Origin of the sequence: Lentzea indica (genome assembly GCF_012184385.1) — a bacterium.
In the GTDB taxonomy this organism is placed as follows: domain Bacteria; phylum Actinomycetota; class Actinomycetes; order Mycobacteriales; family Pseudonocardiaceae; genus Lentzea; species Lentzea indica.
The window spans coordinates 1-14,379 of sequence record NZ_VSRL01000230.1; the positions used below are offsets into that span (position 1 = coordinate 1).

The 14,379-nt window shown below is 69.2% G+C and carries 12 protein-coding genes; 8 read left to right on the forward strand and 4 right to left on the reverse strand.

Features of this window, described 5'->3' with window-relative positions:
- Together FXN61_RS38495 and FXN61_RS38500 are read left to right on the forward strand one after the other, a co-directional pair.
- Positions 1-625, forward strand: a 625-nt coding sequence (locus FXN61_RS38495; protein ID WP_167978838.1) for a tetratricopeptide repeat protein, incomplete at its 5' end; no start/stop codon positions are given.
- Between the two features lie 50 nt (positions 626-675).
- On the forward strand, positions 676-2,109 hold the full coding sequence (locus tag FXN61_RS38500) for a S1 family peptidase (protein ID WP_167978839.1): 1,434 nt from the start codon (positions 676-678) through the stop codon (positions 2,107-2,109).
- Between the two features lie 208 nt (positions 2,110-2,317).
- Here FXN61_RS38500 and FXN61_RS38505 read toward each other — a convergent pair whose 3' ends face one another.
- Complete coding sequence (locus FXN61_RS38505; protein WP_167978840.1) at positions 2,318-3,475, reverse strand: mandelate racemase/muconate lactonizing enzyme family protein; 1,158 nt, start codon at positions 3,473-3,475, stop codon at positions 2,318-2,320.
- 73 nt (positions 3,476-3,548) lie between these two features.
- On the opposite strand from FXN61_RS38505, the gene FXN61_RS38510 reads away from it, so the two are divergent.
- The 5 genes from FXN61_RS38510 (at position 3,549) to FXN61_RS38525 (ending at position 9,239) form a co-directional block, all read left to right on the forward strand.
- Positions 3,549-4,295: a FadR/GntR family transcriptional regulator gene (locus tag FXN61_RS38510; RefSeq protein ID WP_188135952.1), complete on the forward strand. Its 747-nt coding sequence runs from the start codon at positions 3,549-3,551 to the stop codon at positions 4,293-4,295.
- A 285-nt stretch (positions 4,296-4,580) separates the two neighbouring features.
- Entirely contained in the window at positions 4,581-5,960 is a 1,380-nt protein-coding gene (locus FXN61_RS38515) for an extracellular solute-binding protein (protein ID WP_246292554.1), read from the forward strand.
- On the forward strand, positions 5,957-7,222 hold the full coding sequence (locus tag FXN61_RS53380) for a carbohydrate ABC transporter permease (protein ID WP_312878330.1): 1,266 nt from the start codon (positions 5,957-5,959) through the stop codon (positions 7,220-7,222). The genes FXN61_RS38515 and FXN61_RS53380 overlap by 4 nt, the downstream gene beginning before the upstream one ends.
- Positions 7,180-7,965: a carbohydrate ABC transporter permease gene (locus FXN61_RS53385; RefSeq protein WP_312878331.1), complete on the forward strand. Its 786-nt coding sequence runs from the start codon at positions 7,180-7,182 to the stop codon at positions 7,963-7,965. The genes FXN61_RS53380 and FXN61_RS53385 overlap by 43 nt, the downstream gene beginning before the upstream one ends.
- Positions 7,962-9,239: a mandelate racemase/muconate lactonizing enzyme family protein gene (locus tag FXN61_RS38525; RefSeq protein ID WP_167978842.1), complete on the forward strand. Its 1,278-nt coding sequence runs from the start codon at positions 7,962-7,964 to the stop codon at positions 9,237-9,239. The genes FXN61_RS53385 and FXN61_RS38525 overlap by 4 nt, the downstream gene beginning before the upstream one ends.
- A 9-nt stretch (positions 9,240-9,248) precedes the next feature.
- Here the strand turns inward: FXN61_RS38525 and FXN61_RS38530 are convergent, their stop codons facing one another.
- Both FXN61_RS38530 and FXN61_RS38535 read right to left on the reverse strand, forming a co-directional pair.
- A complete protein-coding gene (locus FXN61_RS38530) occupies positions 9,249-9,989 on the reverse strand; it encodes a ribonuclease activity regulator RraA (protein WP_167978843.1) in 741 nt (246 codons plus the stop codon).
- Between the two features lie 146 nt (positions 9,990-10,135).
- A complete protein-coding gene (locus tag FXN61_RS38535; RefSeq protein ID WP_167978844.1) occupies positions 10,136-13,099 on the reverse strand; it encodes an AfsR/SARP family transcriptional regulator in 2,964 nt (987 codons plus the stop codon).
- A gap of 153 nt (positions 13,100-13,252) precedes the next feature.
- On the opposite strand from FXN61_RS38535, the gene FXN61_RS38540 reads away from it, so the two are divergent.
- Positions 13,253-13,984, forward strand: a complete 732-nt coding sequence (locus FXN61_RS38540; RefSeq protein WP_167978845.1) for a class I SAM-dependent methyltransferase — start codon at positions 13,253-13,255, stop codon at positions 13,982-13,984.
- A 45-nt stretch (positions 13,985-14,029) separates the two neighbouring features.
- Here the strand turns inward: FXN61_RS38540 and FXN61_RS38545 are convergent.
- On the reverse strand, positions 14,030-14,379 hold a 350-nt coding region (locus FXN61_RS38545; protein WP_167978846.1), incomplete at its 5' end, for an SH3 domain-containing protein.

The following is a 14,379-nucleotide window of genomic DNA, read 5'->3' on the forward strand; positions in this document are numbered from 1 at the left end:
CGCCTGGCGCCTGGGCGCCGCCCTCGCCCGCACCGGCGCGCTCACCGAAGCGACCGCTCACCTCGAGCACGCCCTGGCGCTCAGCAGAGACGCGGACGACGCTCCCGGTCAGGCCAACGCCCACCAATCACTCGCCTTCATGTGGGAACAGCGAGGCGACGACAGGCAGGCGCTGCACCACGCCATCAGCGCGTTGGCGATCCTGCGCACCTCGGGCAGTCCGATGCGCGAATCACACGCGCTCAACCAGGCTGGTTGGTACGCCGCCAAACTTGACGACCTGGAACAGGCCCGCCGGTACTGCGAGGCCGCGTTCGACCTCGCCCGGCAGCACAACGACGTTGATGGCGAGGCACGCGTCCTGGACAGCCTCGGCTACATCGCCCACCGCGCGGGTCGTTACGACGACTCGATCCGCCACTACGAACAGGCTCTCGTCCTCTACGAGAACGTCGGCAACACCTATGACTACGCCGACACCTCGGAACGACTTGGAGACACCTGTGCCGCCGCGGGCCGTACCGAACAAGCGCACGCGGCGTGGCGAGAGGCGCTCTCGTTGTTCAGCGAGCAGCACCGGGGCGCGGAGGCCGTGCGACGCCTGCGGGAGCGCCTGGTTCGCTGAACCAGATTCGTTCAAGATCTGTCCGAGATCAGCTCCCTACGTTGCCGGGCATGAACAGAACCAGAAATCGACTCACCGTCCTGATCGCCGTGCTCGCCGCGAGCACCTCGGTGATCTCCACCGCGTCCGCATCGGTACCTGCGGAGCAGTCCGTGACTCTCCCGCTGAACTCCCGGCCCAAAGTGCAACGGCCGTTGCTGGAGATGCTGGGACGGGAAGCGGCGGCAAACCGGGTCACCCTCCTGGAGGCCGTGCGGGCGTACGCGGCGAAGCGGGCGGCGGAGGACCCTCAGACCCGCACCAACCGCCCCGACGGCGATGTCGTCGACGGTGCCGTGATCGACCCCGACGTCATGATCGACGATCTGCCGTACGCCGAGGTGGTCGACCTCGCCCAGATCGCGAAGTCGGCCGGAATCACGCACCAGGAGGCCATCCGCCGGTACGGCTTCCAGGGCGCCGTCAGCAGGGCGATCGACAAGATCGCGGCGAGGTTCCCCGACGAGATCGCCGGTTCCGAGATCACCAACGACGGCGCGGGCGTGCGCATCGGGTTCAAGGGTGCGGTGCCGCGGGGTGCCGTGGATGTGGCGCGCGCCCTGCCGGTCGAGGTCGTCCTCACCGGAGGCCGGGGGTACTCCGAGAAGGAGCTCAAGAGCGTTCTCGACGCCACGACCGACCTGCTCGGCGCTCGCCCCGAGACCGCGGCTGTCAAGGGCTGGTACGACGCCGACACCGGCCGCATCACCATGAAGGTGAAGTCGCGCAACGGACTCGCCGACGCAGCGCGGTTCCGTGCGGCCGTTCCCCAGGCGCGCAACCCGAAGATCGCGATCGACGTCGAAGCGGTCGCCGACCTCGGGACGAGGCCCGTCGACGGTTACCTGCGCGGTGGCGGGCTGATCGACGGGAACGGTACCGGGTGCACGAACGCCTTCAACGTCACCCACACCTCGGGCAGCAAGGGCACCGTCAGCGCACGCCACTGCGCCGACGCGGGCTCGTACTGGACCTACCGCAACCATCCGACCCAGGGTGGCCAAACGACCATCTCGCGGATGTTCCGCGCGGCCAACTACGACATCGCCAGGTTCACCACGGGCGGCCTGACGGCGACCCGCACCTTCTACTACGGCTGGGACAACCCGCGTTATGCCGACGGCGTCGAAACGAGCCCGGCGGTCAACGAGTGGGTGTGCGGCTTCGGCCGGACCAGCGGCTCAACCGGATGCGCGCGCGTGACGAAGGTGAACGCGTCCAACACGGACTCACAGGGTCGTCCGCAACGAGGGCTCATCGAGGAGGAGGGTGCGCCTGTGCACGGCGGGGACAGCGGTGGGGTCTTCCACTACGGCGCGACCCTGTGGGGCGTGATCAGCTACGCGCTGGAAGTCAACGGTGTGTCGATCGGCGGCGGCGCCACGCGAGCCGACGTCATCAACAACGGTCAGCTGGGATCTGGCTGGAGCATCTACACGCGGTGAGACCAGGCCGAGGCCGGAGGGCCGAGACGGAGTTCCCGTGGACGCCGACGCGTTCCTCGTTTCGTGAAGAAGATCGGTTTTCCGTCGTTCGGGCACTGGTCGGACAGCCCGCACTCACGGTGTGGGTCTTCGCCGCGTCCGCCGACGAGTAGCGGCCACCCGATCCGGACGGAGAAAGCCGGACAGGGCAGCCGGGTGATCGGCTCCGCTACTCGAACACGCCGTAGCCCGCGACGGCGTGTGCCCGGACGCCGTCCATGTCGAGCTCCACGCCGATGCCGGGCGTGTCGGGAAGCGTGATGTAGCCGTCCTTCACGATCGAGCCGCTCCCGTCGGGGGCGTGGACGTAGCTGTCCCACACCGCGCGCTCCTCGAGGGCGTGCCATTCCTGGACGAGGAAGTTGGGGATCGCTCCGCACTGGTGCGACGTGGCCATCGTGCCCAGCGGCGTCGACACCAGGTGCGGTGCGAAGGGAATGTAGTGAAGCTCCGCGAGGTTGGCGATCTTCTTGGCCTCGGCGAGGCCACCGCACTTCGGCACGTCCGGCTCGATGACGTCCACGGCGCCGCGTTCGAGCAGCTCGCGGAATCCCCATCGCAGGTAGAGGTTCTCGCCTGCGCAGATCGGCGTGCGGGTCTGTGCGCGCACCCGCACCAGCGCGTCGATGTTCTCCGCCGGCAGCGGCTCCTCCAGCCACATCAGGTGGAACGGCTCGAGCTCCCACGAGATTCGGCATGCGCTCGGCACGTCGTAGCGGGCGTGCAGGTCGATGGCCAGATCGACGTCCGGTCCGATCGCTTCCCGGACGGCTGCCACGCGCTCGACCATCGATCGCAGCTCGGCGGCGTTGATCGTGTGGTTGAAGGCGTCGAACTTGGCGGGGTGGTGCAGGTTGTCGATGTCGAACTTGATGGCGGTGAAGCCTTCGGCGACCATCCGCTGGGCTCGGTCGACGCACCCGGCGATCGAGCCCGCCGGGTCGTCGCCGTCGCCGCAGTCGGCGTAGAGGCGGATCCGGTCGCGGAACTTCCCGCAGAGCAGCCGGTAGACCGGCTGGCCCGCGGCCTTGCCCGCGAGGTCCCACAGCGCGAGCTCGATCCCGGACAGGGCGATCACGGACACCCCGCCCTGGGGGCCGGCGAAGACCGTGTTGCGCCTCAGTTTCTCCCAGCACCGCTCGACGTTGCGCGGGTCCTCGCCGATCAGGAGGGGCGTCAGGAAGTTGATCATTCCGACGACGGCGCCCGCGCCGGCGTCGGGATTGGCCTCGCCGAACCCGCTGAGGCCCTCGTCGGTGTCGATCCGCACCAGCGTGGCCTCACCGTGGTAGGCCACCACTGCCGTCGTGACGTTCACGATCCGCATTTGCTCTCCCGCCGCTGGGTCGTGCAGATGAACGGACTGTCGCAATGTCCAACTTGTCCTATAAGCTGATGACATGCAAAGGGGACAAGAGTCTCCGGACGCTGTCAAGGTCCGGACTCTGCCGGTGCAGGTGGCGGCACACCTGACCCGGCGCATCGTCAGCGGCGACATCGAGGACGGCCGGGCCCCGTCGGAGCTCGACATCTCCCGGGAGTTCGGGGTGTCCCGCGTGGTGGCGCGGGAGACGCTCAAGATCCTCGCCTCGCTCGACATCGTCGACGTCGCGCAGGGCCGCCGCGTCGTCGTGCGCCCCCGCGCGGAGTGGGACTACCTGAGCCCGTTGCTGATCGAGTGGCTGCCCGCGGAGATCGTCGGCGAGCTGCTGCAGGAGCTGCACCAGATGCGCGTGCTGCTCGAGCCCGAACTTGCCGCGATGGCAGCGGCCAGCGTCACCGACGAGACGCTGGACCGGCTCAGGGGCGAGATCGACCGCATGGCGGCGCTCGAGGGGGACCCCAACGCCTATCTCGAGGTCGATCACGAGTTCCACATGGAGATCTGCCGGGCGGCCGACAACCGCATCCTCGACCGGATCATGTACTCCGCCCGCTGGCTCGGCACGGCCAGCCGACGTGTCACCAACGAGGCGCCGGCCGGGCTGCGCCGTGCCACCGCCGAGCACACAGAGATCTACGAGGCGCTCGTGGCGCGCGACCCGGCAGGGGCCCGCGCGGCGATGCGCAGACACCTGAGCAACAACTACTCCACGCTCCTCGCGGAGAAGGGGAAGCACACCAAGCGGGCCGCCCGGCGGCGCTAGCGCATTGCACGACCTCACCGCACGACCGAGATCCGGACCGATGACAAGGGCGGACGAGGAATGGCAGCACCCGCGATCCCGGAGACCGGGCTGTTCGACGGGCTGTCAGGACAACGCATCAGCAGTTCGGCCTCCTTCGCCACATGAACGACCCGGCAGCGCGGCGCTCGCCTCGCTGTCCCGCCGGTTGCAACGTCGCCCCGTCGGCACGCGTCCGCTCGACCGGACGCGAGGGGAGTGGTCATGGAAGAGAAAACGGACTTATCTAGGCGCACGTTCCTCGGGATGAGCGCGCTGGGCGTGCTCGGTCTCGCCGGGTGCGGGGGCGGCCCTGCCGCGCCGCAGGTCGACGTCCAGGTGCCCCAGGCGCTGCTCGACCAGGCGGCCTCGCTGCGCGGCGGGTCGGTGGGGATGCTCTCGCAGAAGCTGTACGCGGAGGCCGCCAACCAGGCGCTGGACCGGTCGCTGCAGGCGTTCGCGCAGGCCACCGGCACCACGGTCCGCAACGACCTGGTCTCCGGCGACGCCGGCGACATGGTCGCGAAGATGGATGCAGAGGTGAAGGCGGGCACCAACCGCGACCTGGCCTTCGTGAGCGACCGGCGGTTCGTCGGCCAGCTGCACAACCTCGGCGCCCTCACCGACGTCACCGACGTGGTCGAGGAGATGCGCAAGCTCTACGGGGAGCCGGCGACGGAGGCGACCAACTACTGCGTGTTCGGCGGGCGGTGGTTCGCGATCCCCTACCACTTCATCGCGTCCGCGATGTACCTGCGCAAGGACTGGTACCAGGAGAAGGGTCTCCCGCTCAAGCCCCACTACTCGTGGGAAGAGTTGCGCGACAACGCATTGGAGGTCTCCGACCCGGCGAAACGGCGCTTCGGCTGGGGTCTCACGGTGAACCGCTCCGGCGACGCCAACGGCTTCATCGGGAACGTCATCAACACCTACGGCGGGGCGATCGCGGACAACACCGGCACGAAGGTGGTGTTCAACTCGCCGGAGACCGTCGCCGCCGTCACGTTCATCGGCGACATCTACACGAACCCGAAGTACACGCCGATGCTGCCACCGGGGATCGGCAGCTGGACCGACTCGAGCAACAACGAGAACTGGCTGGCCCAGATCCTGGGGCTCACGCTCAACCAGTTCAGCGTCTACGCCGACTCGAAGACCAAGAACAACCCGGTCTACGCCAACACCCACCCGTTCAACGGTGCCACCGGACCGGCGATCGACAAGCCACTCGCGTTCGGCGAGTCCAACTCGTTCGTCGTGTTCAAGGGGGCGAAGAACCCCGATCTCGCCAAGCTGGTGGCGAAGTTCATGGTCAGCGGGAGCGCACTGCTCGGTGTCGCGAAGGGAGCACCGTGCCTGGTCAACCCCTCGTGGGACAAGGTGTGGGACTCCGACCCGTACTACACCACCGGTGACCCGGCCTTCCCCGCGCTGCGGGAGCAGACCCGCACGAAGCTTCCGCTGACCACCAAGACCGGCTTGTCGTTCCCGCAGGCCCCGAGCCCCGGCGACCAGGCCGCCACCGCCGCCTACCTGCTGACCGACATGATGCAGTCGGTCATCCAGGGCACCCGGCCGGCCGACGCCGTCGCCTCGACCCACGCCCGGATCGTCCAGGTCTTCGAGCAGCAGGGTTACAAGCAGTGACCGTCCTGCGTGAGCGTCCGGCGCCGGCCCGTCCGGCGCCGAGCGGGTCGTCCTCGCTCACCGCGTCGCAGCGGCGGTTCGGGCGCGACTGGCGCCTCGCCGCGGTGTTCATCGGGCCGACGCTGCTGCTGGTCGCGGCCCTGATCCTGTTCCCGATCGTCAGCTCGATCTTCACCAGCACCACGGAACGCCACGGTGCGGAGACGGTCTTCGTCGGGCTGGACAACTACACCGCCCTCCTCGGCGACACCGTGTTCCACAAGGGCGTGCTCAACTCGTTCGTCTTCACCGCGTACGCCGAGATCTTCAAGGTGACCCTCGGTCTCATCGCGGCGTTGATGCTGCACCACATGCGCCGCGGCCGGGCGATCATCGCCGGGGTGATCCTGCTGCCGTGGGTGGTGCCGACGGTCGTCACGGCCTTCACCTGGCGGTCGTTGTTCGACCCGATCTTCGGCAGCGTCAACGTCCTGCTCACCGACTCCGGGATAGGGCCTGCCCTCGCCGCGGTCGGGCTGGTCGACAGGTGGCCGGCGGAGTGGCTGTCCGATCCCGCGCTCGCGATGCCGGCGGTCATCCTGGTCAACGTCTGGAAGGGCATCCCGTTCTTCACGGTGACGTTCCTCGCCGGGCTCAAGGCCATCGACAGCGGTCTCTACGAGGCGGCCATTGTGGACGGTGCCTCGCCGTGGCAGCGTTTCAAGCACATCACGCTGCCGGGCCTGCGCCACGTCATGATCGTGACGGTGTTGCTGTCGTCGATCTGGACGTTCAACAACTTCGACCTGATCTGGCTGATGACCCAGGGCGGACCAGGGGACGCCACCGCCCCGTACGTGATGGTGGCCTACTCGAAGGCCATCCAGCAGCTGCAGCTGGGCGCGGGCGCCGCGGTCACGCTCGTGATGCTGCCGATCATCGGCATCCTCGTGGTGATCCTCGTGCGGATGATGCGACGCAGCGACCTGCCGGGCACGGGCGACCTGGGGCGCAGGCGGCTGACCCCCGCGCAGCGCAGGGCGATGCCGTGGGTGATCGTCGCGGCATCGGTGCTCGTGCTGGTCTGGGCGTCGCCGCACATCGTGTGGAAGGCCGCGCTCGTGCTGGGCGTGTTCGTGGTGCTCGCGGCCGCCGTCGGACGAGTCGTCTCCACGCTCGCCGCGCGGGCAGCCGGCTGGCCGCACGCGTGGTCAGCGGCACCGGCTCGGGGATCGCGCTCGTGGGTCTGCTGGGCTTCGTGCTCGCCCCGCTCTACTGGATGACGGTCACGGCGTTCAAGTCCGACTCCCAGATCGTTGCGCGCACCGACGACCTCTGGCCGACCCCGTGGAGCACCGAGCAGTTCACCAACCTGTTCACGGGCAGGGCGTTCGGCACCTGGTACGTCAACACGATCCTGGTGTCGGTGGCGTCCACCGTGATCGCCCTGGTCTGCGCGGCGCTGGCGGGCTACGCGCTGGCGCGGCTGAAGTTCCGGGGTTCGGAGAGCTTCACGGTGACGATCCTGCTCACCTACGTGATGCCGGGCGCGCTGCTGTTCATCCCGCTGTACCAGATGATGAGTGGCATCGGGCTCAACGACTCGTTGTGGGCGCTCGTGCTCGCCTACCCCACGTTCACCCTGCCGTTCGCGACGTGGCTGCTCGTCGGCTACTTCAAGTCGATCCCGGCCGACCTCGAGGAGGCTGCGCTGGTCGATGGCTGCACGCGGTTCGGGGCGTTCATCCGGATCGTGCTGCCGCTGGCCAAACCGGGCCTGCTCGCGGTCGCGCTGTTCACGCTCACGAACGCGTGGAACGAGTTCCTGTTCGCTTTCGTGTTCATCACCAAGGACGGTTACAAGACGCTGCCCGTCGGCATGCAGTCGATGATCTTCGGTGACGTCGTGCCGCAGGGCCAGCTGGCCGCGGCCTCGCTGCTGATCAGTATCCCGGTCGTGGTCATGTACGCGTTCGGGCAACGGTTCCTGACCGAGGGCCTCACCGCGGGGGCCGTGAAGGGATGAGCGAGACCCCGGTGGTCACGGAGGAGCACGTCGCGACGGCATCCCGGCCGAGCGACCTGCGCATCACCGACCTGCGGGTGGCCAACGTGACCGGCGTGCCGTTCCGCTCGTCGATCATCAGGATCGACACCAACCAGGGCCTGGTCGGCTACGGGGAGGTGCGCGACCAGGCCAGCGCCACCTACGCGCTCATGCTCAAGAGCCGGCTCGTCGGTGAGAATCCCTGCAACGTCGACAAGATCTTCCGCAAGATCAAGCAGTTCGGGTTCCACGGCCGCCAGGGCGGCGGGGTCTCCGGCGTCGAGATGGCGCTGATGGACCTCGCCGGCAAGGCGTACGGCGTGCCCGCGTACGCGCTGATCGGCGGCCGGTTCCGGGACGAGATCCGCTGCTACGCGGACACGCCGTCGCTGCCGGACCCGCACGCGATGGGCGCCCGGCTGCTGGACCGCAAGCAGCGCGGGTTCACGATGCTGAAGATGGACGTGGGCATCGACCTGCTGTGGGACGTGCCGGGAGCGCTGATCGCGCCGCCGGGTGCCCGCGCGGACCTGACGACGATGCATCCGTTCACCGGCATCCAGATCACCGCGAAGGGCGTCGACCACCTGGCGTCCTATGTGGACGTCGTCCGCTCCGTCGTCGGCTACGACATCGCGCTCGCCGCCGACCACTTCGGCCACATCGCCCTCGACTCCTGCATCCGGATCGGCCGCGCGCTGGAGGAGTTCACACTGGCGTGGATCGAGGACCTGATCCCGTGGCAGCTGACCGACCAGTGGCGCCAGCTCACCGCGGCCGTCGCCGTCCCGACGTGCACGGGGGAGGACATCTACCTGCTCGACGGCTTCCGGCCGCTGCTCGACGCCGGCGCCATCCGCGTCGTGCACCCCGACCCGGCGACGGCGGGCGGGATCGCGGAGACCAAGCGGCTCGGCGATTACGCGCAGGAGCGCGGGGTCGCGATGGCGCTGCACCTGGCGGCGTCGCCGATCGCGACGATGGCGTGCGTGCACCTGGCCGCCGCCACGGAGAACTTCCTCGCACTCGAACACCACGCGGCCGAGGTGGAGTTCTGGAGCGACCTCGTCACCGACCTGCCGCGCCCGCTGATCCAGAACGGCCACATCACGGTGCCGGACACGCCAGGACTGGGGTTCGGCGACATCGACGAGGAGCTGCTGCGCCGCCACCTCGACCCGCGCGATCCGGTGTTCTTCGCCGAGACGACGCACTGGGACGGGGAGACGAGCCACGACCGGCTGTGGAGCTGAGAGGGTCGGTCAGGCCGGGCCCTGCTCGGCACGCCACCGCTCGTACTCGGGCCGGGCCTCGTCCGACAGCGGGTAGTACAGCCGCAGGTCGCCGCCCTCGGCCAGCCGCATCCGGGAGAACTCCTCCCATTCCGCGTGCTCCTGAGCGACAGCCAGCAGAGCGGGTGCGAGCTTGATCGGCACCACGACCGCACCGTCGTCGTCGGCGACGACGATGTCGCCCGGCTCGACGAGCGTGCCACCGCACGCCACCGGCACGTTGACGGCAGCAGGGACGATGTCGGTCTGGGCGTGGAAGTTCGGCGTGGCGCCCCGGATCCACAGCCCGAGGCCGAGCTGCTTGGCCTCGCCGATGTCGCGCAGGCACCCGTCGACCACCACGCCGGCGCCGCCGCGGCCCTTGAAGTAGGTCAGCATCATCTCGCCGAACACTCCGCTGCTCATGTCGCCGCGCGCGTCGACGACGATCATGTCGCCGGGCTGGGCGTGGTACATGACGTGCCGATGCAGCTGCTTCTCCGGCTCGGCGTACTCGTCGACGGGGTAGAGGTCCTCCCGCTTCGGCAGGAACTGCAGCGTCAGCGCCGGGCCGGCCACGCGCACGCCGGGGGTCACCGAAACCGGGCCGCGGATGAACGCGCTGCGGATGCCCATGCGGCTGAGCTCGGCGCTGGCCGTTGCGCTGCCGATGGCCGCGAGGGCCGCACTGAGCTCGGCAGGCGGGCGAACGATGTCGTGCGTCTCGACCACGTCGGTAGCTCCCTCGGATCCGCGCTGACCGCAACTGTTCGGAGAGTTTCGATGAGATTCCGATCCGAGCGTAGTTCGGCGAAACCTTGTGGGGGTGCCAAAGTCGGCTGCTCGGGTCTGAACTGCGCGTTGGGCTGCTGCGGGGTTCATTTGCCGTTCGGTGAGCTTCTTCGGCAGCCGGCGATCTTCTCCCGCACCTCCGCGGTCTTCGGTGCCCGCAGTGCGCGGTAGGTCGTGAGCGCTCGTTGCCAGTGCTGGACGGCCTTGTCGTGGTCACCTTGCCGCTGGTGGACGTCGCCGAGGCCGGCGTGGGCCCTGGCTTGTTCGTACGGGGCACCCAGGTCGCTGGCCGCGGCCAGCGCGGCGAGGTGGTGGTGGCGGACGACTTCGGCCGGTGCTCCCGCTGCGGCGTGTGTCTCGGCCAGCCCGTTCAGCACCGTGGCAACCAGCTGTGTGTCGGAGAAGTTCCTGGCGATCGCCAGCGCCTGGTGGTGGAGTCCGCGGGACTGTTCGTGGTTGCCGAGGCGGAGGTGGATCGTGCCGAGCCGGTACAGGACGAGGACCTCGAGTTTGGGGAAACGCAGGCCGCGGACGAGATCCAGGGCCAGATGGGCCCAGTCGAGCGCGTCGCTGTACCGGCCGGTGTCGCGGTAGACCCCGGCGAGTCCGTAGGAGGACAGGAACCTGCCAGGCGGGTAGTCGTGCTCGTCGGTGATGGCGAACGCCTGGCGCAGGTGCGGCAGCGCGCGGTCCGGCCTGCCCAGGCGCAGGTGCAGCTGGCCCAGCGCGGTCAACGGGCGTTGCGCCATCACCGGGTGACCCAGTTCCTGGAACAGGGCGGAGGACCGGAGCAGGTGCCTGATCCCGTCTTCCTCCCGCCCCACGAACCCGCACAGGGCGCCGAGGTGGTGCAGCGTGGTCGCCCGGAAGACCTGCGCGCCGGTTTTCTCGTGCAGGGCAAGGGACTCCTCGAAGTACCGCTCCGCATCGTCGTAGCGGTGCGCACACAGCCGCACCAGGCCGAGGGTGCGCAGTGCGATGCCCTCGGCGACGAGGTCACCGTGCTCGCGGGCGGTCTCGAGCGCTTTGCCTTGCAGGCGCTGGGCTTCGTCGAGGTACAGGCCGATGTCCAGGTACCACGACAGCACCCTGGACAGGCCCGTGGTGTAGGCGGGCAGCTCCGGTGCGGCGGCCTCGGCCGCGCGGATCAGGTTGGCTCGTTCGGCGTCGAGCCAGCGCACCGCGGCGTCGTAGGTCTGCAGCTCCGGCGCCGGGGTAGCAGGGGGACCGGTGTGGTCGACCTCGGTCGGCGCGATGAACCGGACGGCCCGTGCCGCGGTGTGCAGGTAGTGGTCGAGCAGCCGTCGCAACGCGGAGGTGCGTTCGGCCGGGGTGTCGGTGGCCCGGGTGAGCTCGGCCGCGTAGGTGGCGAGGAGATCATGCTGCAGGTAACGCTGTTCGGTGGTCTCGTCGACGAGGTTCGCGCGCACGAGCGTGTCCAGCAGGCGCCGCGTGGTCCGCAGATCGGTGCCGGCGAGCGCGGCGAGGGAGTACGCGTCCACGTCACATCCGGGGTGCACACCGAACATGCGGAACAGGCGTGCCGCATCAGGGCTCAGGCCGCGGTAGGACGCGTAGAACACCGCGCGCACGGACGTGTCCGGGTCGTCGCCGCTGTCGAGCAGATCGAGCCGTGCCTGTTCGTCGGCGAGTTCGGCGACGAGTGCTGCCATGTTGTGCGGGTGTTCGCGGATCCGTTCCGCGGCGATGCGCAGAGCGAGCGGCAGGCGGGCGCAGCGTTCGATCAGCTGTGCGGCTTCGGACTCGCCGGCGCAGCGGCCGCCAAGTCGTTCGGTGAGCAGCAGGCGGGCGTCGCCGACCGTCATGCGGTCGAGCCGTACGCGGTGGGCACCCTCCCGGACGACCAGTCCCGCGAGCGAGTCACGGCTGGTGACCACGACCAGGCAACCAGACGAGCCGGGCAGCAGGGGGCGCACCTGGGCGGCGGAACGCGCGTTGTCGAGCAGGACCAGCACCCTGCGCCCGTCGACCTCGGAACGGAACCGCGCGGCACGTTCGGCCGGCTCCTGCGGGATGGCGGCGCCGTCCACCCCGAAAGCACGCAGAAAGCCGGCGAGCGCGTCCTCCGGTGACAACGGCTGGTCCGGACCGTATCCGCGCAGGTCGACGTACAGCTGGCCGTCCGGGAAACGGTCCTTCACACGATGCGCCCACCTGATCGTCATCGCCGTCTTGCCCACTCCCGCGGTACCCACGACCACCGCGATCGGCGCCTTTCCCTGCATCTCGTCCAGCCGGGCCAGCTCGGCCGCGCGTCCGACAAACCCGGCAGCGTCGTGAGGGATCTGCGCCGGGACGCAACGCGACGGCGGCGGCGGTGCGCCGAGCTCGACCGGTTCACCCTGAAGGATCCGGCTTTCCACGGCGCGCAGCTCAGGACCGGGGTCGAGGCCGAGCTCGTCGGCCAGCACTTTCCGCGCCCGGTGGTAGACCGTGATCGCGTCCGCCTGCCTGCCGCCCAGGTACAACGCCGTCATCAACAGGCACTGCAGCCGTTCTCGCAACGGATGCCGATGAACGAGGTCGGTCAGCTCAGCGGTGATCTCGGCGTGCCGGCCGCGGCGCAGCTCGGCCGCGCAGAGGTCCTCGACCGCAGCCAGCCTGCGCTCAGAGAGCCGGTGGACCTCGCCGACCAGCTCGAGAACGTTCACGCCCTGATACGGCGTACCGCGCCACAAACCGAGAGCCTGTCGGATCAGCTCCGGATCCGCCCCGTCCGCCTGGTCGAGCAGCGCCTCGAACCGATGGGCGTCGAGATCATCGGGTGGCACGTGCAGGCAGTAGCCGTTCGGGCCGAACGACAGCCGATCGGGATCGTCGAGCGTCGCGCGCAACCGGTGCACCTGCACCTGGAGCCGTTGGGCGCTGCCCCGCTCGCCCCACAGCGCCTCACGCAGTACATCCGCGGACACCGGTTCGTTCGCGCGTGCGAGCAGCATGGCCAGCAGGCTCCTGCGCAACGTCCCGGAGACCGTGACCACTTCACCGCCGCGGTGCATCCGCAGCGGACCGAGCACGTCGAACCGCACCGCGCCGTCACCTCCCCGAGTCGGCGCGGAGTCCAGGTTAGGGGAGCGGCGACGTAAGCGCGGGGAAAGCGCGGGATCGCAGGGTGGTGCCATGACAGTCGAAAACACACCGAAGTACCTGCTCGACACGGGTTCCAATTGGGTGGACTGCAGATGGGCTACCTGGAGGAACTGCTGGACCCCACCACCACGGCCTGCCTCGCCGAGATCGGTGTCGAGCAGGGCTGGCGGTGCCTGGACCTGGGCGCGGGCGGCGGTTCGATCACCCGCTGGCTCGCCGACCGCGTCACCCCGACAGGCACCGTCGTCGCGGTCGACCTGGACACCAGCCACCTCGCGGAGCGCCCCGGCATCGAGGTCCACCGGCACGACGTCAACGACGGCCTGCCGGTCGACGGGCCGTTCCAGCTCATCCACGCCCGTCTGCTGCTCCTGCACCTGCCCAACCGCGCGGAGATCCTCCAGAGGCTGGTCGACGCACTCGCGCCGGGCGGCTGGCTGCTGATCGGCGAGTTCAGCGACCGCCCGCGCGGCGTGCTGTCCGCACCGAGCGCCGCCGATGAGCGGCTGTACGACCGCGTGCAGGACATCGGCCACAACACCGTGGCCCAGGCCGTCTCCTTCACGTGGGCGCACGACGTCCATCGGCACCTGTCCGAAGCGGGGATGATGAATCTGCACAGCCTGTCGCACGCGCGGACCACCGAGGGCAACACCACCGGATGCCTGCTCAACCTCAACTACGTGGCACAGTTGGAGATCCAGTTGCTGGACGCCGGGATCACCAGGGAAGAACTGGCGCGGTACCGCGACCTCATGCTCGATCCGCGGTTCCGAGCCTGGCACTACGAGTTCGTCTGCACCTGGGGCCAAAAGCGCCGATGAACGACCGTGGTGCCGGCGCCCGGCACCACGGTCGATCAGTTCAGCTCAGCACCGCTTCGTCGCTCCGCCGTCGCTGAGGTACCCGTCGTAGAACCAGCCCTGCTTCTGCGTGCCTGCGACCCGACCCCAGGTCCAGGTGCTCGTGCCGGGCTTCACCTCCGTGCCGAACGTCCAGCAGTGGTAGTAGATCAGCGTGCCCTTGACGGCCAGACCCAGCGCGGTGCAGCTGGTGTGCGGGCCGGTCCGGTAACGCAGATCCACGGTCGTCCTGCCCTCACCGCTGTCCTTGTTCGAGTGCGGGTGGCTGCAGTCCATGACCCGCACCGGTTCGTTCGGCGTGCCGGCGGGCGCCGCCACGGCCGCCCGCCGACGCCGAGCAGCAGCTGCGCGACGAG